Annotated in this window: 22 protein-coding genes; 12 read left to right on the top strand and 10 right to left on the bottom strand. The window is 62.6% G+C overall.

Annotated elements, in window-relative coordinates; all coding sequences use genetic code 11:
- Nucleotides 1-22: 22 nt before the first annotated feature.
- The 9 genes from QUV18_RS12065 to QUV18_RS12025 form a co-directional block, all read right to left on the bottom strand.
- The gene (locus tag QUV18_RS12065) at nt 23-742 is read right to left on the bottom strand and encodes an ABC transporter ATP-binding protein (RefSeq protein WP_300894181.1); all 720 of its coding nucleotides are present in this window, start codon (nt 740-742) and stop codon (nt 23-25) included.
- Nucleotides 714-1,430, bottom strand: coding sequence for an ABC transporter ATP-binding protein (locus QUV18_RS12060; RefSeq protein ID WP_300894180.1), 717 nt, complete (start codon nt 1,428-1,430; stop codon nt 714-716). Before QUV18_RS12060 ends, QUV18_RS12065 begins: the two co-directional genes overlap by 29 nt.
- Nucleotides 1,427-2,482 carry a branched-chain amino acid ABC transporter permease gene (locus tag QUV18_RS12055; RefSeq protein WP_300894179.1) on the bottom strand — a complete coding sequence of 352 codons (1,056 nt, stop codon included), beginning with the start codon at nt 2,480-2,482 and terminating at the stop codon, nt 1,427-1,429. Before QUV18_RS12055 ends, QUV18_RS12060 begins: the two co-directional genes overlap by 4 nt.
- A complete protein-coding gene (locus QUV18_RS12050) occupies nt 2,479-3,342 on the bottom strand; it encodes a branched-chain amino acid ABC transporter permease (RefSeq protein ID WP_300894178.1) in 864 nt (287 codons plus the stop codon). The genes QUV18_RS12055 and QUV18_RS12050 overlap by 4 nt, the downstream gene beginning before the upstream one ends.
- 53 nt (nt 3,343-3,395) lie before the next feature.
- Nucleotides 3,396-4,571, bottom strand: a complete 1,176-nt coding sequence (locus QUV18_RS12045; protein WP_300894177.1) for a transporter substrate-binding protein — start codon at nt 4,569-4,571, stop codon at nt 3,396-3,398.
- Nucleotides 4,572-5,089: 518 nt separating this feature from the next.
- Nucleotides 5,090-5,695: an ANTAR domain-containing protein gene (locus QUV18_RS12040; protein WP_300894176.1), complete on the bottom strand. Its 606-nt coding sequence runs from the start codon at nt 5,693-5,695 to the stop codon at nt 5,090-5,092.
- A gap of 4 nt (nt 5,696-5,699) precedes the next feature.
- Nucleotides 5,700-6,866 carry a transporter substrate-binding domain-containing protein gene (locus tag QUV18_RS12035; RefSeq protein WP_300894175.1) on the bottom strand — a complete coding sequence of 389 codons (1,167 nt, stop codon included), beginning with the start codon at nt 6,864-6,866 and terminating at the stop codon, nt 5,700-5,702.
- A gap of 261 nt (nt 6,867-7,127) precedes the next feature.
- Complete coding sequence (locus tag QUV18_RS12030; RefSeq protein ID WP_300894174.1) at nt 7,128-9,212, bottom strand: hydantoinase B/oxoprolinase family protein; 2,085 nt, start codon at nt 9,210-9,212, stop codon at nt 7,128-7,130.
- 36 nt (nt 9,213-9,248) lie between these two features.
- Nucleotides 9,249-11,267, bottom strand: coding sequence for a hydantoinase/oxoprolinase family protein (locus tag QUV18_RS12025; RefSeq protein WP_300894173.1), 2,019 nt, complete (start codon nt 11,265-11,267; stop codon nt 9,249-9,251).
- A 715-nt stretch (nt 11,268-11,982) separates the two neighbouring features.
- Here QUV18_RS12025 and QUV18_RS12020 point away from each other — a divergent pair.
- Both QUV18_RS12020 and QUV18_RS12015 read left to right on the top strand, forming a co-directional pair.
- The gene (locus tag QUV18_RS12020) at nt 11,983-12,843 is read left to right on the top strand and encodes a transketolase (protein WP_300894172.1); all 861 of its coding nucleotides are present in this window, start codon (nt 11,983-11,985) and stop codon (nt 12,841-12,843) included.
- Nucleotides 12,844-12,881: 38 nt separating this feature from the next.
- Complete coding sequence (locus tag QUV18_RS12015) at nt 12,882-13,814, top strand: transketolase C-terminal domain-containing protein (protein WP_300894171.1); 933 nt, start codon at nt 12,882-12,884, stop codon at nt 13,812-13,814.
- Between the two features lie 69 nt (nt 13,815-13,883).
- Here QUV18_RS12015 and QUV18_RS12010 read toward each other — a convergent pair whose 3' ends face one another.
- Nucleotides 13,884-14,918: an L-idonate 5-dehydrogenase gene (locus tag QUV18_RS12010; RefSeq protein ID WP_300894170.1), complete on the bottom strand. Its 1,035-nt coding sequence runs from the start codon at nt 14,916-14,918 to the stop codon at nt 13,884-13,886.
- A 118-nt stretch (nt 14,919-15,036) separates the two neighbouring features.
- Between QUV18_RS12010 and QUV18_RS12005 the strand changes: the two genes are divergently transcribed.
- From QUV18_RS12005 to QUV18_RS11960, 10 genes are all read left to right on the top strand, one after another.
- Entirely contained in the window at nt 15,037-15,888 is an 852-nt protein-coding gene (locus QUV18_RS12005) for a shikimate dehydrogenase (RefSeq protein WP_300894169.1), read from the top strand.
- On the top strand, nt 15,885-16,955 hold the full coding sequence (locus tag QUV18_RS12000) for a glycerol dehydrogenase (protein WP_300894168.1): 1,071 nt from the start codon (nt 15,885-15,887) through the stop codon (nt 16,953-16,955). Before QUV18_RS12005 ends, QUV18_RS12000 begins: the two co-directional genes overlap by 4 nt.
- A 27-nt stretch (nt 16,956-16,982) precedes the next feature.
- On the top strand, nt 16,983-17,783 hold the full coding sequence (locus QUV18_RS11995; protein ID WP_300894167.1) for a glucose 1-dehydrogenase: 801 nt from the start codon (nt 16,983-16,985) through the stop codon (nt 17,781-17,783).
- A gap of 31 nt (nt 17,784-17,814) precedes the next feature.
- Nucleotides 17,815-18,903, top strand: a complete 1,089-nt coding sequence (locus QUV18_RS11990) for an enolase C-terminal domain-like protein (RefSeq protein ID WP_300894166.1) — start codon at nt 17,815-17,817, stop codon at nt 18,901-18,903.
- Complete coding sequence (locus tag QUV18_RS11985) at nt 18,900-19,364, top strand: VOC family protein (protein WP_300894165.1); 465 nt, start codon at nt 18,900-18,902, stop codon at nt 19,362-19,364. The genes QUV18_RS11990 and QUV18_RS11985 overlap by 4 nt, the downstream gene beginning before the upstream one ends.
- A gap of 6 nt (nt 19,365-19,370) precedes the next feature.
- Complete coding sequence (locus tag QUV18_RS11980; RefSeq protein ID WP_300894164.1) at nt 19,371-20,099, top strand: GntR family transcriptional regulator; 729 nt, start codon at nt 19,371-19,373, stop codon at nt 20,097-20,099.
- A 254-nt stretch (nt 20,100-20,353) separates the two neighbouring features.
- A complete protein-coding gene (gene dctP, locus QUV18_RS11975; protein WP_300894163.1) occupies nt 20,354-21,349 on the top strand; it encodes a TRAP transporter substrate-binding protein DctP in 996 nt (331 codons plus the stop codon).
- An 88-nt stretch (nt 21,350-21,437) separates the two neighbouring features.
- Entirely contained in the window at nt 21,438-21,944 is a 507-nt protein-coding gene (locus QUV18_RS11970) for a TRAP transporter small permease (RefSeq protein ID WP_300894162.1), read from the top strand.
- Between the two features lie 42 nt (nt 21,945-21,986).
- Nucleotides 21,987-23,276 carry a TRAP transporter large permease gene (locus QUV18_RS11965; RefSeq protein ID WP_300894161.1) on the top strand — a complete coding sequence of 430 codons (1,290 nt, stop codon included), beginning with the start codon at nt 21,987-21,989 and terminating at the stop codon, nt 23,274-23,276.
- Between the two features lie 179 nt (nt 23,277-23,455).
- Nucleotides 23,456-23,668: a hypothetical protein gene (locus QUV18_RS11960; protein WP_300894160.1), complete on the top strand. Its 213-nt coding sequence runs from the start codon at nt 23,456-23,458 to the stop codon at nt 23,666-23,668.
- Nucleotides 23,669-24,078: the final 410 nt, after the last annotated feature.

Below are 24,078 nucleotides of genomic sequence, written 5' to 3'. Positions count from 1 at the left end.
TGACACTGCCCTCGCGACGCGTTCAGGCGGAAATCAGCAGGTGCGACTCGATCTGCTCCCGGTCCGTTGCCGACTCCCCGCGCAGGTCGGCGACGATCTTGCCGCCACGCAGGATTATACTGCGATCGACGATGTTGCTCAGGAAATCGAGGTTCTGTTCCACGACAATGATGGTCAGGCCCAGATCGCTCCGCAGGCGCGACAACTTCTGTCCGATGTCGCTTACGATCGAGGGCTGGATGCCTTCGGTCGGCTCGTCCAGCAGCAATAGGCGCGGGCGGCCCATCAGGCACCTGGCCAGCGCGAGAAGCTGTTGCTGTCCACCCGACAGGCGGCTGCCGGGGCGGTCGAGCAGCTCCGACAGTTCGGGGAAAAGCTCCAGCATCTCCTGGTACGCCGAGGCGCCCTTATGCGCAGCCTGGCCCAGCAGCAGGTTCTCCTTCACCGACAGGCCCTTTATGATCTCGCGGCCCTGAGGCACGTAGCCGAGTCCGAGCTGGTTCCGCCGGTGGGGTGGTAGCCGGGTAATGTCGCTGCCCATGAAGGAGATACGCCCCGCGCGCGCCGGAACCGCGCCAATCAGGCTGCGCATGAGAGTCGTTTTGCCCATGCCGTTATGCCCGAGAATGCCAACGAGTTCTCCCTCGGCCACGTTTAGCGTCAGCCCGTCGAGCACCGTGATCCCGCCATAGCCGGAGGTGAGCCCGGCCACTTCAAGCTGCATCGCGTCCGAGATAGACATTCTTCACCTCCTCGTTTTCCATGATCTTGTGCATCGGACCTTCGGCGAGGATGCAGCCTTGGTGAAAGACGGTCACGAAGGCGTTCAAGCGCCGGATAAAATGCATGTCATGCTCGACCACGATCACCGCCATGGTCTTGTTCAGCTCGGCGATCAGTTCGGCCGTGCGCGTGGTCTCCGCGGCGGTCATGCCGGCCGTCGGTTCGTCCAGCAGGGCCAGTTTCGGCGCCAGTGCAATGACCATGCCGAATTCCACCCATTGCCGCTGGCCGTGGGCGAGATTGCCGACCAGCTCCTTGCGGCGGGTCTTGAGGTCAAGCAGGGCGAGCGTGTCTTCGACGACGGAAAGAGCGCTATCCTTGCCGGCCCGCGACCGTGCCGCGAGCCAGATATTCTCCTCGACGCTCATTCCGTCCAGAACGTCCGGCACCTGGTTCTTGATGCCGATGCCAAGGCGGGAGATCTCGCTCGGCTCGAGGTCGGTTATATCGCGATTGTCGAAGATGATCCGGCCGGAACTGGGGGGTATCTGCGCGGTGAGCATCTTGAAGAAGGTGCTCTTGCCCGCGCCGTTGGAGCCGATCAGGCAGCGGAGTTCCTTGTGATCCACGGCGAAATTGACGTTATCGATCGCCGTGACCCCACCGAAGCGCCGGGTCAGCTCGCGTGTTTCCAGAAGCGCGGTCACTGCTTTTCTCCCGTCATGGAGGTGGAGGTGCGCCGTGACGGCTGCGCCAGGCTGGCCAGGTGTCCAAGGCACCATTTGCAGATGGCCGAGATCATCGGCACCACGCCTTGCGGAAAGATCTGTACGGCGGCGATCAGGATGAGGCCGAGTACGAGGTTGACCTGGCCGACCCCGGCCGATCCCAGCCAGCTTGTAAGTGATTGGACGATGCCGGTCCCGACGAGCGGGCCAAGCAGGCTAGCCTTGCCACCGACGAGCACGTTGATCACCACGGAGGCTGAAGAGTTCAGGTTCATCATTTCTGGCGCGACGAAGTTGCCCCAGACCGCGTAAAGCCCTCCGGCAAGGCCTGCGACCCCGCCCGAAATGATGAAGATCAACAACTTGTAGCGGCGCGGGTCATAGCCCAGCAGCGCGACGCGCTGCTCATTCTCGCGGATGCCGACCAGTACGCGTCCGATCCGCGCTCTCAGCAGCAGGGAATAGCCTGCGGTCACCAGCAGCATGGCGATGAAGATCAGGTAATAGACCTCCGTCACGAACAACGTTTCGGACGGGTTCCAGGGCACTTTCAGATCGGGCAGGGCGGAGATGCCGTTTTGTCCCTGCAACTTCACGTCGCCTATCTTGATACGCGGGTCGGAGGTTGCGCGCACGGCCTTTTCCAGTGCGATGGTCGCGACCATGGTGATCACGGCGAAATAGATATCGTTGATTCCGCCGTAGATGATGAAATAGCCCAACAGGGCCGCCACGATCATCGGCAAGAGAACTGCAAGCAGCATCGCCGTTGTCGTGTCGCCAGTGTTCAGCGCGAAGATCGCGTAACTGTAGCCGCCAATGCCGAAGAACACCGTCTGGCCGAAGCTCATCATGCCGACCTGGCCCCACATGAACCCCATGGACAGGGCGAGTATGGCGTAGACGAAGATGATCGACAGGTCGAGCTGCAGGCTCAACCCCGCGAATTGCGGGACTGCAAGGATGGCGACGCTCGCCAGGGCCAGGAGGATCAGCGTCGCGATCTCGATCGTGGAAAGTTTCGAGGTCATTGGGCGCGTCCTTTCTGAGATGTCATCCCATGCGGGAGGAAGCGCAAGAGCACGATTGCGATCAGGAAAACACCGATTTCACCGATCACTTGGGAATAAGCGTAGGAAAGGACGCCATTCGTCGTGCCGAAAAGCCCGCCGGCCAGAAGCGTGCCGAGGAAGGGCAGCTCTCCGCCGGTGATCACCGAAACGAAGGCCTGCGCCACGTAGAGCCCGCCCATGGTCGGTTGGGTGCCGACGATCGGGGCCAGCATCGCGCCGGCAAGGCCCGAGAGCGCGGAGCCGATCCCGAATGTGAGCATGTAGTACTTGTGGCAATCGACGCCGAGGGCAGAGGTCATGCCGGGATTGGCCATGACCGCCCGGGCGATCATCCCGAAGCGCGTGTAGCGCCAGAGCGCCCAGCAGCTCGCGAGGGCGGCGAAGGCCACGAGTATGATGTAGAGGTTGTAAACCGAGACCGAGTAAAGCTCGCCCACGGCGATGCGCCCGGTCTCGACGCTGACGCCCGCGACCTGCGGTCCGAGGAACGTGGTGACGGCGCCGATCATCAGCAGGCTGAGCCCCCATGTCGCCAGCAGCGTGTCTGTCAGGCGCCCGTAGAGGAACCGGATCAGCAGTCGTTCGACCAGCACGCCGAAAAGCCCCACGCCGATCATGGCCAGAAGGGCGGAAAGGATAAATGGCAGGCCCATCACCTCGCCCAGCAGCGCGAAATAGGCGCCGAGCATGATGAACTCCCCCTGTGCGAGGTTGATGACCTTCATCATTCCGAAGATCACTGCCAGGCCCGTGCTGATCAGGATGAACAGGCTGATCGAGAACACGACCTGGTAAAGGAAGATTATCGCGTCATACATGGTTGCCCCTTGCGGGCGGCGTGCCCGGAAACACGCCGCCTGACTGGTTGGGTTTAGCTTCCAAGGGTGCAGACCGCTTGCGTGTCGACCGGTTGCAGCTGCTCGGTGGTGCCCAGATGATCCCAGCCCTGTTCGCGGTTGGCGCGGATCAGGTGGATGTCCATGATGGCGTGGTTCGTCTGGCCGTCGATGGTAACCTTGCCGCCGGGTGCGTCGAAGCTGGTGCCGGGCAATGCCTCGATCACCGCATCGGCCGAGGCATCGCCTGCCTTCTCCGCGGCCAGCGCCCAGAGCTTCACGCCCCGGTATCCCAACTCGCCATAGTCGCCCACGTAGGAGTCATCATTGGCGTAGGTCTTGAAATTATCGAGGAAAGTCTTTGCCGCCTCGGTCTCGAGCCCGTCATGGAAAGAGGTCGCATTGACGATGCCGGCGGACTCGTCGGCGCTCAAATAGGTCTGTTCGCGCCCGATCCCGAACATGCAGGAGGCGAGCGGGATGGTGTCCTTGCCCACTGTTGCCTCGTATTGGCGGTAGAATGCGTTATGGGCGTTGCCGACCAGTACGGACCACACCACGTCCGGCTTTTCGGCCTGTATGCGGGTGATGGCAGAGGCGAAGTTCGATACGTCGAGTGGGAAGAACTCGGTCGCGATCACCTCGCCGCCCGCTTCCTCGGTGTATTTCTTGATCCATTCGCCCATCGTGTGGGGGTAGAGATAATCGGCGCCGAGCACATAGGCGCGCTTGCCCATGTTCTCGACCACGTGTGGCACCAGCGGCTTGAGCTGCTGTGAGGGTACCATCGCCGGGCAAACATGGCGCGGATCGCAGACCCCGCCCTCGTACATCGAGTTGTAGAAATAGAGCCCGCCGAACTTGTTGACGATCGGCCGCATCACTTCGCGAGAAGAGGAGGTGACACCGCCATGCACGACCACGGCCTCGTCCCGGACCAATGCTTCGGTCATGTATTGCGCGTTGAGCTGGTTGTTCGACTGAGAGTCGTAGAACACCAGTTCCAGCGGCCGGCCCAGCACGCCGCCGCCCGCGTTCAGCTCGTCGACGGCCATGGCCGTCGCCTTGATCTGCTGAAGGCTGTAGATGTTCAGGCCCCCGGTCTGGTCAAGGATGTTGCCGATCACGATCGGTTTTTCCTGCGAGATGCCGGCCGTGGCCAGAACGCTGGGGGCGCTGGCATAGGCCAGGGCGCCACTGGCGGCTTTCATGAAGTTCCTTCGGCTGAATTTCATTTGGACAGTCCTCTCCTGTGGACTCAAACGGCGGAAGCCGGTTTGAGTTGGTGATGTTGCTTTGGTGGGTTTTTCGGTTTCTGGATGCTGAGAGCGACTGCTCGCACAAGCATCTTATTCCCGAATTGGCGCCCCTGGGTTGACCTTCCAGAAGGCGCGGGTGCGGCGCTGTTGCCACATTGATGACAGGTTAGAATCGCTTTTGGAAACCTGTCAAGAAAAGGGTGTTCTCATCCTTGAGAATGGCGCTGTTTTCCATGTGAAATACTTGGAGATGATGGATTATTCAGCTTTTCTCGCTTCTCGCTCCCGTCCGGTTTCGGGCCATGGTCCGATGCCCCGCGCAGGGCGTACCGAGTTGCCGGAAACCTGACTTTCTGGCAAGCATGGAGGGAGCCGGAAGTTCATGTGTCCGGGCAGGTGGCGGAGCATATCGTGTCGGGTTCCAAGTACCTTTCGTCCTGACCTCCTTTTCTGCGCCGAAGCGCGTCCCATCACTCCACGCCCGCGATCAGTTCGTCGACGATCTCGGAGATTGTCACGCGCTGGCGCATGGCGCTTCGCCGCAGGAGCGTGTAGCCTTCGTCCCGGCTGACGCCATGTTGTTCGGCCACGATCGACTTGGCCCTCTCGATCTTGTCGCTGAATCGCACTTTCTCCTCCAGACGCCTGATCTGGGCGCGGCGTTCCTGCTCGCGTTTGAAATTGGCGAAGCTCAACAACACTTCCATCAGGACCCCGAAAGTGCGGAGGGGCATGGTAATGATGGATTGCGCGTTAAGGGAGAGCGTCTTCTCGACCATCAGCGGGTTTTCGTAATCGGCTATGGCAACCAGGGCGGCGGAGGGGGCCTCGACATTCCAATCGAAGGGGGTCTGGTCTTCGATCAGTTGCCGCATGGAGATGAAGACCACGTCGGCGTCGATCTCCGACTCCGGCGGAGGCGGCCAGGAGGTGACAGCCGAACAGCCCATGCGGCGAAGGTGCTGGATCAACTCGTCGGCTTCGCCGCCGGGCGGCACCAACAGGTGGATCCTCAGGGTCCGAAAGCTCTGGACCAATTCCCGTATCGGTTTGCTTGGTCTGTCCGGCGCGGCCATTGGCTCAGCTATTGCTCCCTGACATAAGGGCCGGTTCCCGCATTTCCCAGGTTTTCTCGTGGACGAAAGGGGAATAGGGGTCGGGTTTGACGGCGCTGAGGGACTCCCGGATGACGTCGAACTGGCCGCTGGCGTTGATCTTGCCGATCCGGGGCCAGAGATAGGTATGACCGTTATCCGCGTCGATTCTGATCTGGCCTTGCGGAGCGTCGAACGTGGCGCCCATCAGTGCCTCGCGCACCTGGTTGGGGTCGTCCGTGCCGCAGGCCTGCATGGCCCTGGCGGCAAGGTGCACCTGCGAATAGGTCGCTTCCCAGACCATGTTGGTCGGTGTCCCTTCGCCCAGCCAGTCGTAGAACCCGCTCAGCACCTGCTGGTTTCGTGCATTGTCCAGTGACTGGAAGTAGGGGGCCGCGGTGACATGACCTTCGGCTGCGTCAAAGCCCATTATGGCGATATCCGTCTCCGAGGTGGTGAGGCTGAAGATCGGCAGCTTCGCAGGGTCCAGCCCCATGGCGCGATAGGCCTGGTAGAAATGGGGGATCGAGGGGCCCACAAGGTTGCAGTAGATGCCGTCCGGCGAGGTTTTCAGGATTTCCCGAAGGTAGTTGTCGAATTCATCCCTGGATGCGTCCAACTTGACGAAGAAATCGGTCAGCGGGGGCTGATCGTCGTGGCAGATCTGTTCGGCCATGGTGCGGGAGGCGACGCGCGGCCAAATGTAATCCGACCCTATGATGGCGATGCGTGAGCCTGCGGTTTCGGCGATGTATTCCGCCATCTGGCTGGAATTCTGGTTGGCCACGGCCCCGCCATAGATCACGTTCGGGGAATATTCGAACCCTTCGTACTGGGTCGGATAGAACAGCAGGCCGTTCTTGTGTTCGACCACGGATTTCACGGCCATCCGGGTGCTGGAGCGGTAGGCGCCGAAAATCAGGCGTACCCCGTGATTGGAGATCAGCTCGTCGGCGAGGTAGCGGTAATAGACGACGTCGGAGCCGGGGTCGAAATGGACAATCTGCAACTCTTCACCGTCAATGCCGCCGGCGGCGTTGACCTCGGAGACGGCGAATTTCAGCGCCGCGAGCATCAACCGTTCGGTGCTCGCGGTGACGCCGGTCTCCGAGTGCAGGACACCAATGCGGAATTTTGATTTGGATTTCTTCAAACTTGGCCCTCTGCAATGCTTTTCGTCTGCCGGTCGTCCGGGGTGTGCTGCCGCTGGGCAGAGCAAGGCTGGCGCCTGGGCTGCCCCATTGTCCGGCATGGGCGGTTCACAGGTCGGGAGCGGAGTTCAGGTGTCCCGAATTTTGTGAAGCAGGAATGTCCCATTCAAGTCCCGACTGTGGGTTTGGCCCCACCGGGCATATCCCGAAGGGGCATTTTCCGCGGGACGGCACAAAATTTGCGCCGTCCCGCCGCGTTCAGGTCATGCGGCCTTGTGGCGCTCCTGCGCCTCTTTGCTCAACGTGGCGAGCGTCTTGCCCCAATAAGGCAGGGTGCGCCGTTTCAGCATGTCGCGGAACTGGCTGGTGGTTTTGGCCAGAAGCGTGCCGTCGCCCCAGTCGAGGATAACGCCGTACTGGCGGATGCAGTCCATGTCCTTGATCTCGCCCGCGCGGTAGCGCGCGGCGATGGCCTCGGGATCCTCGTCCAGCCATCCGACCCGCTCTGCCGCGATCCGCGCACGCGCCGCCTTGGTCGCCTCTTCGTCGACCTGGTATTCGGCAAGGTCCCTGTCGATTACCTTGATGACGACGCCATAGTCGATCAGGGCACGCTGCACGCTGACATACTCGTCCGCCACGTCCTCGCAGACAGCTTGCGCGTCGCGCATAAGCGGATCGCCCACGCCACCACCTCCGGCAGAGGGACGGGTGAACACGTCGTTCAACTCCAGAGGCATGTTCGAGAAAATTGAGCCGAGATAACGCTCCTTCTCGGTGCCCTTGTTGAGCCAGACCCCGTGCGGGATGGACGGCAGCCCGCCCCACATGCCCCAGGTGACCGAGCGCTCGCGGTCACAGCAATAGGACATCACGATCCGTTCGCCCTCGAACACGGCGCCACCTTTCTGCGCGCCCAGTCCGCCACGGGATTCCCCCGGCCCGGCGGAGTCCTGCACGAAGTCGTGGCATTCGGTTATGACCGGCGCCAGTCGTTCCTGGCCCTCCAGCGGCTGGATGCCGTATTGCGCGCCGAAAACCGGGGCGGTGGCGTTGAAGCCGTCGCGCCCGTTGCGGCCGCCCCAACCGCCCGCCATCCAGTCATACCACATGAAATAGGGCTTCTCCTCGATCCGCGTGTCGCGCCCGCCGACCAGCAGGTATTCGAGATTGAAGGCGCAGCCCATCGTCCGTTCGGGAAGGATATCTGCCCAGATGCCGAATACCGAGTTCATCAGCTTCTCGAACGGGCCGGAACAGAACCCCGCGCTGGGGCTGGGCCATTGCGCATTAACCACCGTTCCCGGCTCGCCCACGTTGACTGTCACCGCCCGGTAGAGGCCGGAGTTGAGCGGCAGGTCCGGGAACTGGTACTTCGTGCCCGCCACGACCCCCGCGAAGGAGCCGCCATAGGCCGCGTTGAGAAAGGTCGAGATCTGCGGGTGAGAGCCGGAGAGATCATAGTGGGCATGGTTGCCGTCGATCGTCAGCTTGATCTTGATCGGGATCATGCCTTCGCCCAGCTTGGGATCCTGGTCGATGTAATCCTCCGCATACCAAGTGCCGTCGGGCAGTTCCGCAAGGCGGGTGCGAGTCAGCACCTCGACGTAATCCTGCACCTCTTGAAAGGCCGCCTTGATCGTCTCGACCCCGTACTTGTCGCAAAGGCGCACGATCTCGCGCTCCGACACGGCGGTCGCCTCGGCCTGGGCCTGCATGTCGCCAATCACGTCGCCCGGGTTGCGGGTGTTCGCGGCCATGAGCTTGGCCACATCGGCCAGCCAGACGCCCCTGCTCCAGACCCGCACGGGGGTGATGCGCAGCCCTTCGCCCATGTGATCCAGCGCCGTGATGTTGAACGAGCCGGGCGCCGCGCCACCCACATCCGCCCAATGGCCATTTGCCTGCGAATACCCGATCAGCTCGCCCTTGTAGAACATCGGGCGGACGATCCGGGTGTCGTTGAAGTGGCTGCCCCCCCGGAACGGGTCGTTGACGATGAACACGTCGCCGGGATGAATGTCGTCACCGAACTCCTCGATTATCGCCTTGCAGGTATAGTGCAGCGTGCCGACATGGGCGGCGATGTCGCCGGTGCCCTGCATCACCAGGTTGCCCTGCGGATCGCACAGGCCGGAAGAGAAGTCACGGCAGTAGATCACGAAGGAATAGCAGGTACGAAGTAACTGCTCGGCCATCTGGTCGACGATATTGACGAAGGCGTTGCGCAGCACTTCGAAGGTTATCGGGTCGAGGCTCGTGTTGAACTCGGTCAGCCGGTCCGCCGGAGCGGGGGGTGTTTGAATGCCCTTGTCTGACAGGCCGGAATAGGTGGTCAAATCTTTCATGTTCTGTTCCTTTTCAATGTCTGCGGGCGGCAGCTGCTATTCGTCGCCAAGCTTGATCTGGATGTTCAGCCACCCGTCGATATAGGCGGAGGCATTGGGCGGAATGACAGTGGTGGAATCGAGCTGGTCGATGATCGCCGGGCCTTCGATTGTGACTCCGACGGGCAGGTCATCCCGGTCGTAGAGGTTGGTCGTCAGCGCGCTGTCCTGGCCGTGGAACCAAACCTCGCGCGTGCCCTTGGGGGTCGCCTCGGGGCTTTCGCCGATCTCGATCTTCGGGAAGGTCGGCTTGGGTGTCACGCCGATGGCGCGCAGGGTCAGGCGGTAGACTTCCACCGGGAAGTCCTCCCGTCGGAAATTGTGAGCCTTCTCGTATTCGTCGTGGAAGATCGAGATCGCCTCTTTCATGGAAGTGACGTTCGCCGGCAGCGGCACGGCGAGCGACCGCCACTGTCCGCGGTAGCGCATGTCGACCAGCCGCTGGAAGGTCATCTCCTCGTCCCGGACGCCGTCTTTCAATAGACGTTCGCGCCCTTCGACTTCGATCTCGGCAAAGGCCGCCTCCAGCTCCGCGGGGTCGACTTCGGAGGCATCGGCAAAGAACATCTTGGTGACGTCATGTTGCACATCCACCAGCATGCAGCCCACGGCCGAGGTCACACCGGGGTTCGGCGGCACCACCACGGCGGGAATATTCAGCTCCCGTGCGATGTCGGCCCCGTGGAGCGGGCCCGCGCCGCCGAAGGCGACCAGGACGAAATCCCTAGGGTCGTGGCCCCGCGCGATGGAGATCAGGCGCACCGCGTCGGCCATGTTGGCGTTGGCCACCCGCAACGTCGCCAGCGATGCTTGCACGATGTCGAGGCCGAGCTGGTCACCGATCTTGCTCATCGCCGTCACGGCGGCATCGCGATCCAGCTTCTTTTCGCCGCCCGCCAGCTCGGTGCCGACCCGGCCCAGGATGATGTTCGCATCCGTGTTCGTTGCTTCGGTGCCGCCGCCGTTGTAGCAGGCCGGACCGGGCACCGAGCCCGCGGAATGCGGGCCGTTGCGCAACGATCCGGCTTTGTCGAGCCATGAGATGGAGCCGCCGCCGGCGCCGATGGTCAGGACCTCAATCGAGGGGAAGCAGATCGGGTGGCCCCAATCGACCTCCCATTTGTCGGTCATGCGCAGTGCGCCGTTTTCGGCCAGCGAGATATCGGCGGAGGTGCCACCCATGTCGAGGCCGATCGCGTTGTCATAGCCGCATAGCCCGGCGAAATACTTGCTGGCAATCGCCCCTGCCGCGATCCCGGAAGCCGCCAGGCGCGCGGCGTATTTCTCGGCCGAGGCCGGGGTCATCACCCCGCCGCCGGAATGGAACAGCAGCACGTCCGAGGCATAGCCGGAGTCGCTGGTGCGCTTGGCAAGGTCGCGGGCATAGGGGCGAATGATCGGGGCGAGGATGGTGTTGGCCACCGTGGTCGAGAAACGGTCATCCTCGAAGATCTCGGGGTGCGTTTCGTGCGACGTGGTAATGGCCACGTCCGGCCCCAGCACCTCCTCGAGGATCGCGGCCATGCGCAGCTCATGCGCACCGTTGATATAGGCGTTGATGAAGCAGACCGCGACAGCACTGACACCGCGCTTCTTCAGGACGCGGGCGATTTCGCGCGCGGCATCCTCATTGAGCGGCTCGACGATCTCTCCGCGGTAGTTGATCCGCTCGGCCACGGCGAAGCGGTCGCGGCGACGGACATAGGGCGGGGTGCCTTCCTTGTAGGCGTCCCACGGATCCTCGCGTGTGCCGCGGCCGATCTCCAGCACGTCGCGGAAACCCTTGGTGGTCACCATCGCGGCGGGCTTGAAATTCCGGGTGATCAGGGCGTTCGTCGCGGTGGTGGTGCCGTGAGTGAACAGTTCCACATCGGCCCAGTCCACACCCACTGCGTCGGCCCCATTCATGACGGCATCGATCGGGTTGGCAGTGCTGGGTACCTTGGCGACTTTCTGGATGCCGTCGCCCCCGAGCACGAAGATATCGGTGAACGTACCGCCCACGTCGATTGCCATGCGCACTTTCGGCTTATCGGCCGAAGATCTAACTATATTTCCATCCATGGACATTCTCGGAATCCTCTCGGGTTTAGAGATCAGGGAGCCGCACCATAAACCGAACGGAATCGTGGCGTTTGGGTCGGGTCGGACTAACTTTTGGGGGTGTCATAGATCCCGCACACGCTGTCGGGGCGAGATCTGGCTGCGCTCGCTGTTGAGCGCTTACGTTGACCGTACAGAGGATTCGGGATTTCGCAACGGTTTTTTTAAAGTAAACAATTTCAATAACGTACGTGGGGCGCGTGCGGTTTGGACCTCGGGTGAGAGCTTCATGTGGCTGAGCATTCCAGCCGCGCGGTAGGGGGCGATTCCTTATGATGGCCGCCCGGGAAATCGTGTAACTTTGTTCTTCAGTCGCAGTGGCCAGACGAATTCGAATTCGTCGCGGCTCGGACGGTCACCTGCTTGCTTCAGTCAAAGACAAATACCGACGATCTCGTCTGCCGTAGTGGCAATACGTCACCGCCTGACCAGTACAGAGGTGCGCATCGAGATATCATGGATGATGCATCATGCTTGACTTGTGAGGCCAGCCGTGAAAATGTTGCAGCGATCAAGATGCCGCGAGGCTGATGGTACGTGTGGCTTTGGGCACAGGGTGTCCGGTGAAAGCCCCAGAGTATCCATTCGGCACTTCGCGCTTCGCTTTAGAGTTTGAGCGGGAGGAAACATGCAGAACACGGAGCTTACCGAAGCCGAGATCGAACTTCTTCAGGACAAGGCGCAGTTTGTCCGTCTCGAGACGCTGCGCCTGATTTCGATAGCGAAAGTCGGTCACTATTCCTCGGTTTTTTCCTGTGCCGAGATATTCGCGTCGCTCTACTACGACGTGATGAGCATCCGCCGGGGCGAGCCCGGCTGGCCTGACCGTGACCGCTTCCTGATGGGGAAGGGACATGCCGCGGTGGGCCTTTTTCCGATCCTTGCCGACCTGGACTTCTTCGATAAATCCTGGCTCGACAATTACACGCGCCTCGGGAGCCCGCTGGGCGACCATCCCGACATGCGCAAGGTGCCCGGGGTCGATTTCAGTTCCGGATCCATCGGTCACGCGTTGTCGAACGGCGTCGGCATGATGCACGGGGCCCGGATGCAGGGGAAGGAGTTCAACGCCTTCGTCATGCTCGGTGACGGCGAGATGCAGGAGGGGCAGGTCTGGGAGGCGGCGCTGAACGCCGCCGGTCACGGGCTGTCCAATCTTGTCGCCATCGTGGATCGCAACGGCTACCAGCTTGACGGCAAGGTCGATGACGTTCTGGGGGTCGAGCCGCTTGACGAGAAGTGGCGCGCCTTCGGCTGGGAGGTGCACACCGTCGATGGCCACGATGTCGTCGCCCTCACGGAACTGCTGCGTCGGGTCAAGGCCGACAAGATGCGCACAAAGCCGTGCTGCATCATCGCCAAAACCAGCAAGGGCAAGGGCGTCGACTACATGGAAAGTGAGCCGGGCTGGCACCTCGGCTATCTCGCGCCCGAAGATACCGAGCGCGCCCGTCAAATGATCCTGACCCAGAATGGAGAGCAATCGTGAGCGCCCCCATAAGCAAAGAGAGCTGGCAATACCGTGAAATGAACACGCGCGCACCGAGCCTTTCGGTGCTGTCGGACACCCTCATCGAACTAGCGGAGGCCGGCCATCCCGTGGCCGCAGGCACCGCCGACCTGCAATATTCAAACGGGCTGGTGGGCTTCGCGCAACGCTATCCCGACAGGTTCGTGCAATTCGGCATTTCCGAACAGAACATGGTGTCTGCCGCCGCCGGCATGGCCACAACGGGGCTTGTTCCGTACGTTGCGACCTTCGCGTCGTTCCTCGGGCTGCTGGCGTGCGAGCAGATCCGGATGGACATTGCCTACTGCGCACAACCTGTCCGGTTGATCGGCCACCACACAGGAATATCACTGGGCTTCTACGGCACCTCGCACCATGCCACCGAGGATATCTCGACCATGCGCGCGATTGCCGACCTGACGGTCATCTCGCCCGCTGACGGGGCCCAGTTCGCACAGCTCCTGCGGGAATCCGCCACCTATCCGGAGCCGATCTATTTCCGCATCGGGCGCGGTCACGATCCGGCGGTGTATGACCCGCAGGAAGAATTCCGGATCGGCAAGGCCAAGGTGCACGGCATCGGCGACGACATTACCATCATCGCATGCGGCTATGCCGTTCACGGCGCGAAGGCGGCGAAAGAGGCGCTCGAGGCGAAGGGCCATTCGGTGGGGCTGATCGATATGCACACGGTCAAACCACTTGACGAGGATGCCGTCCGTCAGGCGGCCGAGCGGTCCAAAGTGATCCTGACCGTGGAGGAGCATAACATCCTCGGCGGTCTCGGCAGCGCGGTGGCGGAAATCATGGCCGAAAACCCCGGAAAGGCCCGTCTGAAGCGTCACGGCATCATGGACGAATACAGCCTGATCGCGCCGCCCACGCATCTTTACAAGCACTACAAGCTCGATGCCGCGGGGATCGAGGAGGTCGCCGCTGCGCTGATCTGAGCATCGGCTGGCGTAACGAAAAGGGCGCGCGACCCAACGGTCGCGCGCCCTTCCTCGTTTCGTGTCGGGTTACGCGAAATCCAGCAGCACCTTGATCGATTGCGCCCTGTCCATCGCGCAGGCAAAGGCGGCCTCGGCCTCTTCGGGCGGGAAGGAGCCGCTGATCACCGGGCGCACGTCGATTTCGCGCGATCCGATCAGGTGAACCGCCCGCTCGAACTCCGCGTCGAACCGGAATGTCCCGCGATAGGTGATTTCCTTGGTGATGACCGGGTTCAGGGTGACCGGCACCTCGTTGGGTGTCATGCCCACCTGGATGATCGTGCCGCCCGGGCGCGTGACGTCGATGGCTTCCCGGATGGAATTGGGATGACCGGAGCACTCGAACACGACATCGACCTGCCCACGCTCGTCTTTCTCCGCGTCCAGCGCGGCGGGGTCCGAGACATCGAAGACGGTGTCCGCCGCCAGCGTCGTCGCCAGGGCCAAGGGACGCGGGGCAACATCTGCCGCCATGACCGCCGCCGCCCCGGCCTGACGTGCGGCAAGAAACGTCAGCGCCCCGATCGGCCCGAACCCGGTGACCAATACGCGCGCGCCCTTGAGGTCAGGCCCCTGCGCGACCGCGTGCAGACATACCGCCAACGGTTCGGCAAGTGCCGCCTCCCTGAGGCTTGCGGGTCCGACGAGCGGAACCGCCTGGGCCTCGGTGCAGGTCACGAATTCGCGGAAGCCACCCTCCACCGGCGGGGTCCGCATCGCGCTCCCCATGAACCGCATGTCACTGCACATCCGCGCCATTCCCTGACGGCAGTATCGGCATGAGCCGCAGGCTAGGCTCGGGTTGACGGCCACGAGGTCACCGGGGGCAACCCGCGTGACGCCGGAGCCCACGGTTTCGACCGTGCCTGACAACTCGTGCCCCAGCACCATCGGCGACGTCATGCGCACGGTTCCGAATCCGCCATCCTGGTAGTAATGGATGTCCGAGCCGCATATGCCGCCGTGGTGAATCCTCACCCGGACCTCCTCCGGCCCGGGGTCGGGCATCTCCCTCTCTTCAAGACGGAACTGTCTTGGCTCGTCGAGTATCAGGGCTTTCATTCTTCCTCCCGTGTCATCCGGTGTTGACGCTACAAGACATATCATGCATCATGCGTGATAACAATCGCAATCACCTGGATGCTGAGGAAACGGGAGGAGCCGCTTGCAAACGCCGGGCATGATAGATGGAAAGACGCGCGTCATTGCGCATCTGGCTTATCCGTCGGATCACCTGCGGACGCCACCGCTCTTCAACGCGCGCTGCCGGGCGCTCGGATTGAATGCCGTTCTTGTCCCGTGGCAGGTTCACCCCGACAATCTCGCCACGGTGCTCGATGCCTTGCGGGTCAGCGAAAGCGTCGTCGGCGTCATCGTCACTATCCCGCACAAGGAAACCGTCGCCGCGCTTTGCGACAGCCTCGAAGGCCCCGCCAGTCATCTCGGTGCCGTCAATATCGTCCGCAAGGACGACGACCTGACGTGGCGGGGGCGGATGCTCGACGGGGTTGGTTTCGTGCAGGGGCTCGATGCTGCCGGCCACAAGATCGCGGGGCGTCATGCGCTTCTGGTGGGGGCAGGGGGCGTCGGGGTCGCCATCGCGGATGCGCTGGCGGAGGCCGGCGTCGCGAAACTGACGATCTCGAACCGCACCCCGGAACGGGCCGAACGGCTGGCGGACAAGCTTCGCAAGGTGCACACCGGCGTGGCGATCAGCACCGGCCCGGCGGATGCGACGGGGTTCGACCTTGTCGTCAACGCCACCTCGGTCGGCATGAAGCGGGACGACCCGCTCCCGCTCGATCCCGAAACGATAGCCGAAGGCACTATTGTCGCGGAGGTTATCATGGAGCCCGAGGAAACCGCGCTCCTGAAGGCCGCAGCCTTGCGCGGCGCCATCGCACATCAGGGAAAGCACATGCTCACCGGGCAGATCGACGCTTTCGTCGATTACCTGCTGCCGGAAATCGACGCCCCCCCGGCCGATCCCGGCACCGATACACAAGACCATATGGAGAAGGCAAAGAGATGATCGTTTTCGGAGCACCACGCAAGTACATCCAAGGCCCCGGCGCGCTTGCCTCGATCGGGCCGGAACTGGCCGGCATGGGCAAGAGCGTTGCCCTGCTCGCCGACGAGCGGGTCCGAGACCTCGTATCCGGGGCGATGCGCGACAGCTGCGCCGAGGCCGGGCTCGAAATGTCCGAATTGCTGTTCGGAGGCGAGATTACCTATGCCGAGGTCGACCGGCTCGCGGGCCTTCTTGACGGCGCGACGCCGGATATCGTCATCGCCGCCGGCGGCGGCAAGGCGATCGACACCGGCAAGCTTCTCAGCCGCAAGATCGACGCGAAATTCGTCTCGGTGCCGACAGTGGCCTCGAACGACGCGCCCACCAGCCATATCGCCGTTGTCTACGACGAGTCCCACAAGATCGTCGGTGTCGAGGAAAACAAGTCGAACCCCGATCTGGTGCTTGTCGACACGGCGATCATCGCGAAGGCTCCGGTGCGGCTGCTGTCCGCCGGGGTGGGTGACGCCCTCGTGAAGTGTTTCGAAGTGCGGCAATGCATCGAGTCGGGCGGCAAGAACGTCTTCGGCGCGACATCCCCCCGCACCGCGCTTGCCCTTGCCGAAGCCTGCTATGACACGGTTCGAACCCATACCGCCGCGGCCTACAAGGCACTCGAGGGGGGCGAGCCCAATGAGGATTTCGAGCGCGTTGTCGAAGCCTGCATCCTGATGAGCGGCCTTGCCTTCGAAAGCGGTGGCCTCTCGGTGTCTCATGGCATGACGCGCGGCCTTTCCGCCGTGCCCGGCGTGGCCGATGCCCTGCACGGTCACCAGGTGGCCTACGGGCTTCTGGTGCAACTCGTGCTCGAAGGGCGCGGACCCGAATTCATGTCCGACATGCGCGGTTTCTACAGGGAGGCATTGCTGCCTCTGACGCTGGCGGAGCTTGGCCACAGCGGGCAGGCCAACTCCGACATCAAGACCATCGCCGACCTTTCGGCGGAGGCCGCGCACATGAAAAAATTCGAAAAGCCGATCAGCGCCGACGACATCGCCCGTGCGATCGACGAAATCGAGGCCGCCTGAAAGGGGCCGTGACATGGAGGATCTCGCGTGAGCCTGAACCGCTTCTCCCTTGACGGGCGTGTCGCGCTCGTCACAGGGGCCGGCCGTGGCATCGGACGGTCCCTGGCCGAAGGCTTTGCCGGGGCAGGGGCCAAGGTGCTGGTCAACGACCTGCACCCGGAGATGGCCGCCGAGGCGGCCGATGCGATCCGCGCCCAGGGCGGCACCGCCGAGCCGCTGGCCTTCGATGTGACCGACACAGCGGCGGCGGAAGACGTGGTCGCACGCGTCATCGCCGAGCATGACCGCATCGATATCCTCATGAACAATGCCGGCATCCTGATCCGCAAGCCGGTCGAATCCCATGACATGGACGACTGGAACCGCGTTGTCGGGATCAACCTGTCGGCGCTCTACGGCCTGTCCCGCGCGGTGACGCCGCATATGAAGCAAAAGGGGCGGGGGCGGATCATCAATACCGGCTCGACAATGAGCGTCTCTTCGCGACCGGGGGTGATTTCCTATGTCGCGGCCAAGCATGGCGTTCTGGGCCTCACGCGCGGCCTTGCCGCGGAGCTTGGGCCCCATGGCATCACCGTGAACGCGATCGGTCCGGGTTACATCCTGACAGAGATGAACAAGAAGGTGCTCGGCACCGATCTCGAGCAGATCGTCATCGACCGCACACCGCTGGCGCGGTGGGCCGCCCCGGAAGAACTGCAAGGCGCGGCAATCTTCCTCGCCTCCGACGCGGCAAGCTTCGTGACCGGACAGATCATCGTTGTTGACGGCGGCATGACGACCAATGTCTTCCTGACCGAGAGCGTGGATCTCGGAGTGGCAAGTTGAGGGCCGAATGACAGCGCAGAGTGACATGACGTTGAAAAGCGCCGAGGTGATGCGGGTGAACCTGCCGCTGGCCTCGCCGGTGCAACTCGGTGCACAGGAGATTTCGGCGCGGGAATACATCGTGCTGCGGCTCACGCTGGCCGATGGGTGCGAGGGCTTCGCCTATGCCTACACGCGCGGGCTGCCGCTCTTCGAGATAACGGTCGAGGCCGCGCGGCGCTATGTCGGCGGGTCGGCTGACATGCGCTGCGGTCTCCAGGCGGCGGCCATGGGGCAGGCGCCTGCGCCGCACGCGGCCCTCGCACGTGGTGTCAGCCTGTGCGACATCGCCCTTTGGGGCGCGTGGTGCCGCGCCGTCGGCAAACCTCTGTGGAAGGTGCTGGGCGGCGCACGCGAGGCCGCGGTGGCGATGCCGGTCATCGGTTACGGCATGACACCCGAAAAGGCGGCGTCCGAAACTGCGGACCTGGCCGCGCGCGGGTTCACGGTCATCAAGCTCATGATCGACGGGCGCGACCCCGAGGCGGACATCGCCGTGATGGAGGCAATGGCCGGCGCCCTGCCGCCCGGCTGCGGCTTCGGCATCGATGCCCACTGGTCATGGACGTCAAAGGCGCAGGCGATGCGCACCTGCCGTGCCGCCGAACGGCTGGGCGCCCGATTTGTCGAAGACCCGGTCGCCCCGGCCCGGTGGCGCGTCGCGGGCGAGATCGCCGGTGAGGTGCCGGTTCCGCTGGCCATGGGAGAGGACGTGACCGATATCGCGACATTGCGGGACATCGCCGGCGTGTCGGCCATCCTGCGCATTGACGCATCCGTCATGGGCGGCATCAGCGGAACGCGCACGGCCATGGCGCTGGCGCAGACGTTCAGCCGACCGGTGATCTCACACGTCTTCCCGGCGCTGCATCTGCATTTTGCCCTCGCGGCGGAAGGCGACATGACCGTCGAGACCATCCTGCCCGAGCTGGGCGCCGATCCGATCGATCGTTTCCTGCTGGAACAGCCGCGGATCGAAAACGGAATGTTCCATGCCGGTGACACGCCGGGCGAGGGGCTTCGCATGGATTTCGATCGGCTATCAGACTACGCAATTCAGACAGAGAGAGTGACGCAATGACCCAGGCCGCACACCGCGCAACGTTCGACCACGTGGGGTTCATCACCTCGGATATCGAGACCTCGATCACCTTCTGGCGCGACGTGATGGGCTTCGACCCGCAGCCCGTCGGGGAGCGCCGGCAAGAATGGATTTCCAGGTTCATCGGCGTGCCCGGCGCACAGGTCAGGCTCGTCCACCTCTTCGGCCACGGCGCGCATATCGAGTTCATCGAGTTCTTCGAGCCGACCGCCGAGCCTGTGACAGCGGCGGCCAACCAGCCGACCGTCGCCCATGTCTGCCTGCGCGTCGACGATGTCGATGACTGGCGTGCCCGGATCCTCGAAGGGGGCGGCTCGCTTCAGGGCGAGACCGTAGCGATCACCGAAGGGATGGCGCAGGGACTGCGCGGCTTGTATATGAAAGACCCACACGGGATTCTGATCGAACTTGTCGAGTCTCCGCAAGAAACGGACGGGTGATGCATCATGGCGGGCAAAAGCTTATCCAGAGAAAGCCTTGCGACGCAGCTTTACAACAGCTTGCGGGCCTCTCTCATGGATGGCCAGTACGAACCCGGCCAGCGCCTGACTATCTCCGGAATCGCAAATGAATATGGCACCAGCATCACGCCGGTGCGCGAGGCGATCTTCCGCCTGGTCAGCGAGCGCTCGCTCGAACTGCGGGCCGCAACCTCCGTTCAGGTTCCTGAACTCGATATCGACCGGTTGCGCGAGGTTCAGCAGATCCGGATCGAGCTGGAAGGCCGGGCCGCCGCGCGGGTTGCCGAGATCATCACGCCTTCGCAGCTAAAGGACCTCAAGGCGCTCAACGCCCGCTTTATTGAGACGGCCGCAACCGACCCGGCGGCGGCAAGCCTGTTGAACCGCGATTTCCACTTTGCCGTTCTCAAGCTGGCCGACATGCCGATCCTTGAAGGCCTCTGCGAGAACATGTGGGTTCTGATGGGCCCCTTCCTGCGCCTTTTCCACGACCGTATGCCTGTGCGCAAACTGTCGAGCGAGAACCACAAGCATTTCGATCTGCTTGTCGCGCTCGAAGCCCATGACAGCGTCGCCAGCGAAGCCGCCATGCAGGAGGATATCCGCTGGGGCGAAGAGCTCCTGGACACGCTCGAGGAAGAACTTCGGGGCGGGGCGTCACTGGATGCGGCGGCAGCCGGGGTCGCCTCGGGCGTCAAACAGAAGCGCTCCTGAACCGGAGCCGCCTGAAAACCTGCGATTTTACACGGAAACAACCAAGAAGAACGGGGCTATGAAGCTTGACGACGCATGATGCATCATATATCGTACCAGATATAATGAGTGGGAGAATACCAACTCCTGCCACGATCCGCGAAGGCCGAATCTGACCGGGTCAAATATGCGAGCCGAAGGCCCCGCGCATCGGGGTCGGGTGTTCGCGGAACAGCCGGGATGCATGGCAATGCAACCCACTTAGGAGGAGAGAAATGGTAAAATCGATTGGTACTATCAGCCGTATCGGCGCACTGGGCCTTGGGCTCGCCGTGGGGCTTGGCAGCGTTGCAGCATGGGCGCAGGAGGCGACCACGCTGAAAATGAACCTCGTGATCTCGAACCAGGATCCGGTCTATGCCTACTGGGAGGACTTCGCCACCAAGATCGAGGAAGAATCCGAAGGCACCTTGAACATCGAGGTCTACCCGACCGAGACGCTCGGCAAGACCACCGACATGATCCAGGCGATCTCGCGCGGCGCGCCGATCCTGCAGGATTCCGACCCCAGCCACCTTGCGAACTACGTGCCCGACTACGCGGTCTTCATGGCGCCCTACCTGTTCAAGGAACCGTCGGATATTCCCGAGGCGTGGCAATCGGAAATCGGCCAGCGCATGGAGAAGGAGCTCAACGACCAGGGCCTGCGCATCGTGACGCTCGTCTATTTCGGCACCCGCAACCTGATGTGCAACACGCCTGTCGACGCCCGCGCCGATACTGCCGAACTGAAAGTTCGCAATGCGCCGACGAAGATGTGGAACTGGGTCGGTGAGGTGCTTGGCGGTATCACCGTCAATACCGCGTGGAGCGAAGTCTACACGGCGCTTTCGCAAGGCGTGGCCGACTGTGTCGAGTCGCCGCCCAACGTCGTCTACGGGATGAAATTCCACGAGATTCTCGACAACTACAACCTCACCGAGCACCTCGTGGCCAGCACCTCGATCGTCATGTCGCAGCAGGTCTACGAGTCGCTTCCCGAGAAGGCACAGCAGGCGCTTGACAGCGTCGGTCAATCCTACCCTGCGGTCCGGGCCGATCAGATCAAGTCGATCGAGAAAGAGTACATGGACAAGCTTGCCGAGGCCGGCGTGACGGTCAACGAGGACGTCGACAAGTCCGCCTTTATCGAGAAGGCGAGCGAGGTCAGCGAAAGCTTCCCCGAGTGGACTCCGAACCTCTATCAGGACATCGTGAGCGTAATCGAGTGATCCATTGCGTGATCCGTGCCGGTGCCATCGGCGCCGGCACGGGCCATCTCGCTTGGGTCAGGGCTCCTAAGGATCCGGAAGGCGCGACATGATGCTGTGGTTTGCGAGAAATTTCGAATTCCTGATCAGCGCCGCGGCCTTCACCCTGATGCTTGTCACGATCAGCGCCAACGTGCTCTGCCGGTACTTCTTCAGTTACGCGCTGCCATTCGCCGAGGAACTTGCGTATCTGGGCTTCGACTATGCCGTCTTCTTCGGCGCGAGCCTGCTGTATCGGGAACATGGCCTGATCGCGGTCACCGTCTTCGTCGACCGCCTGTCGCAGGGCATCAGGCACTACGTCCTGCTCTTCAATTTCCTCGTTCTGACCTTGGCCAATGCCTATCTCTGCTATCTCGGCTGGATCCTGTCCCAGGGAAGCTGGGTGCGCAGGTCGGCTTACATCGAATACCCGTACTTCTTCATCAACATCGCCCCGACGATCGCCTTTGGCCTGATGGCGATCTACAGCGCCAGGTTTTTCCTCAAGACCCTGTTTGGCGGCGTCGGGGAAGATGCCGGCATCTCCGAAGCCGAGTCGCCGGACGCAACATGACCCCACCCGCCACGTGCGGCCAAGAGACTGCGGAGTAGAGACATGCTTCCATACATGCCGGCCATCATCATGTTCGTTCTCTTCTTCCTGAGAATCCCGGTCGCCTTTGCGATGCTCATCGCGACCTGCTTCTACTTCGCGGTGATCAACACCACCTTCCCGGTGGAACTCGTCGTGCAGCGGCTTGTCGCCTCGACCGAGTCCTTCCCCTACCTTGCCATTCCCTTTTTCGCCTGCGCCGGCGTGGTCTTCAATTACGCCGGTATTACCGAGCGGCTCATGAAACTGGCCGAGATGCTTGTGGGGCACATGCGCGGTGGCATGGGGCAGGTGAACGTGCTGATGAGCGCCATGATGGGCGGCCTTTCCGGGTCGGCCAACGCCGACGCAGCGATGCAAACCAAGATCGTGGTGCCCGAGATGGAGAAGCTCGGCTATTCCCGCGGATACTCCACGGTGGTCACGGCCGCGTCCTCCTGCATCACGCCAATCATCCCGCCGGGCATCATATTGATCCTCTATGCGCTCGTCGCCGATGTCTCGATCGCCCGGATGTTCTTCGCGGGCTACCTGCCGGGCATGATCATCTGCGCCCTTCTGATGATCACCGTTGGCCTGATCTCGCGCTACCGCAACTACGCCCCCTCGCGCGACAGCCGCGCCGACCTCAAGGCGATCGGCTGGCAAATGGTCGACTCGATCTGGGCGCTCGTTCTGCCGCTCGGCATCTTGATGGGGTTGCGCATGGGCGCCTTCACCCCGACAGAAGCGGGCGCCGTCGCCGTGCTCTACGCCATTGCCGTCGGCGCATTCATCTACCGCAAGCTGAAATGGTCTGACGCCCCCAAGATCCTGCGGGAATCCGTCATCGCCACGGCGAGCGTCATGTTCATCATCGGCGCGGCCAGTGCATTCGGCCAGTACCTTACCTGGGAAGGCATTCCGCGCGCCATCGCCGCCGCCCTCGTCGAGAATATCGATCAGCCCTGGGTGCTGCTGCTCGTGATCAACCTCATCCTGATCGCCGTGGGATGCTTTTTCGAGGGCGGTGCCGCGATGATCCTGCTCGCGCCCATCTTCGTGCCGGTCATCAAGCAGGCGGGCATCGACCCGATCCATTTCGGTATCGTCATGTCGATCAACCTGACGATTGCCGGTTTCACGCCGCCATTCGGCACCATGATGTTCATCACGACGTCCATCGCGCGGGTCCGTTTGGAGGAATACATCCGCGAATCCTGGCCGTTCTTGCTGGCGTTGCTCGGGGCGTTGTTGCTGTTCACCTTCGTACCGCAGATCGTGTTGGTCGTGCCGAACCTGTTTTACGGCTGACGGCTGAGAGCGGCTGGATCAAGCCGTCAATCCGGCCTTCGCGTCTAGCAACAGCCCTTATGACGCAAGCGCGTCCTCGACTAGCACGTGATCCTGCGCAATCTCGCCAACAGGGCGGGTAAGGGCGTTTCGCAGGCCGTGGCCTTTGTCTTCAATCTCCATAGCCTGCCAGAGCATGCGTGCTGACAGAACTGACGGGAATGCCGTTCGAGAAGGAGGTGGTGGCGATCCTGCCGTTCCTGGTGCCGATCCTGCTCACGCTGCTGCTGTCGGTGTTCTTCCCTTCTCTGGTGACGTACCTGCCGGACGTGACGCACTGGGGCCCGGTGTTGCGGGGAGCGGAACGCATGGTTCGGGAATTGGCACTACTTGGGGGCGGAGCGGCGCTGTAGTCTGCGCCGGAGGACCAAGGGAGGCTCAGGCACGAGGAGGAGAAGAGCGTGGCTGACTTCGACGTATTTTCACTTTTCCGCATGAGTTTTGCCATGGGTCCGGGCCGGTTTGGGCGGTCGTTGCGCGCGCAGGCGTCGAATGGCGGCAAGACCCGGGGCACCGTTGTGCACGTAATGGCACACCGGCGGCGCCAGCGAGGCCGGGCATGAGGGTTACACATCACGCGGGCGCCGGGGGCGCGCCGCGATCCGATATCGGGAAAGGCAGACAATGAGCGTACATTCTGGAACGAGGAAGCTGACGGCGATGTCGCTTGCGGGGCGGCGGGGGGAGATGCCGATCGTTGGGCTGACGGCCTATACCGCGCCGATCGCGGCGGCGATGGACGAGGTGGTGGATTTCATCCTCG

This window comes from Roseovarius sp. (assembly GCF_030373445.1).
Lineage (GTDB): Bacteria > Pseudomonadota > Alphaproteobacteria > Rhodobacterales > Rhodobacteraceae > Roseovarius.
The sequence above is the reverse complement of the archived record's forward strand: the minus strand, read 5'-3'. Positions and strand labels throughout refer to the sequence as shown.

Coding starts and splice junctions, on each gene's coding strand:
- QUV18_RS12065 (WP_300894181.1), bottom strand. CDS start 742: ATGTCTATCTCGGACGCGATGCAGCTTGAAGTGGCCGGGCTCACCTCC.
- QUV18_RS12055 (WP_300894179.1), bottom strand. CDS start 2,482: ATGACCTCGAAACTTTCCACGATCGAGATCGCGACGCTGATCCTCCTG.
- QUV18_RS12050 (WP_300894178.1), bottom strand. CDS start 3,342: ATGTATGACGCGATAATCTTCCTTTACCAGGTCGTGTTCTCGATCAGC.
- QUV18_RS12045 (WP_300894177.1), bottom strand. CDS start 4,571: ATGAAAGCCGCCAGTGGCGCCCTGGCCTATGCCAGCGCCCCCAGCGTT.
- QUV18_RS12040 (WP_300894176.1), bottom strand. CDS start 5,695: ATGGCCGCGCCGGACAGACCAAGCAAACCGATACGGGAATTGGTCCAG.
- QUV18_RS12030 (WP_300894174.1), bottom strand. CDS start 9,212: ATGAAAGATTTGACCACCTATTCCGGCCTGTCAGACAAGGGCATTCAA.
- QUV18_RS12025 (WP_300894173.1), bottom strand. CDS start 11,267: ATGGCAATCGACGTGGGCGGTACGTTCACCGATATCTTCGTGCTCGGG.
- QUV18_RS12020 (WP_300894172.1), top strand. CDS start 11,983: ATGCAGAACACGGAGCTTACCGAAGCCGAGATCGAACTTCTTCAGGAC.
- QUV18_RS12015 (WP_300894171.1), top strand. CDS start 12,882: ATGAACACGCGCGCACCGAGCCTTTCGGTGCTGTCGGACACCCTCATC.
- QUV18_RS12010 (WP_300894170.1), bottom strand. CDS start 14,918: ATGAAAGCCCTGATACTCGACGAGCCAAGACAGTTCCGTCTTGAAGAG.
- QUV18_RS12005 (WP_300894169.1), top strand. CDS start 15,037: ATGATAGATGGAAAGACGCGCGTCATTGCGCATCTGGCTTATCCGTCG.
- QUV18_RS12000 (WP_300894168.1), top strand. CDS start 15,885: ATGATCGTTTTCGGAGCACCACGCAAGTACATCCAAGGCCCCGGCGCG.
- QUV18_RS11985 (WP_300894165.1), top strand. CDS start 18,900: ATGACCCAGGCCGCACACCGCGCAACGTTCGACCACGTGGGGTTCATC.
- QUV18_RS11980 (WP_300894164.1), top strand. CDS start 19,371: ATGGCGGGCAAAAGCTTATCCAGAGAAAGCCTTGCGACGCAGCTTTAC.
- dctP (WP_300894163.1), top strand. CDS start 20,354: ATGGTAAAATCGATTGGTACTATCAGCCGTATCGGCGCACTGGGCCTT.
- QUV18_RS11970 (WP_300894162.1), top strand. CDS start 21,438: ATGATGCTGTGGTTTGCGAGAAATTTCGAATTCCTGATCAGCGCCGCG.
- QUV18_RS11965 (WP_300894161.1), top strand. CDS start 21,987: ATGCTTCCATACATGCCGGCCATCATCATGTTCGTTCTCTTCTTCCTG.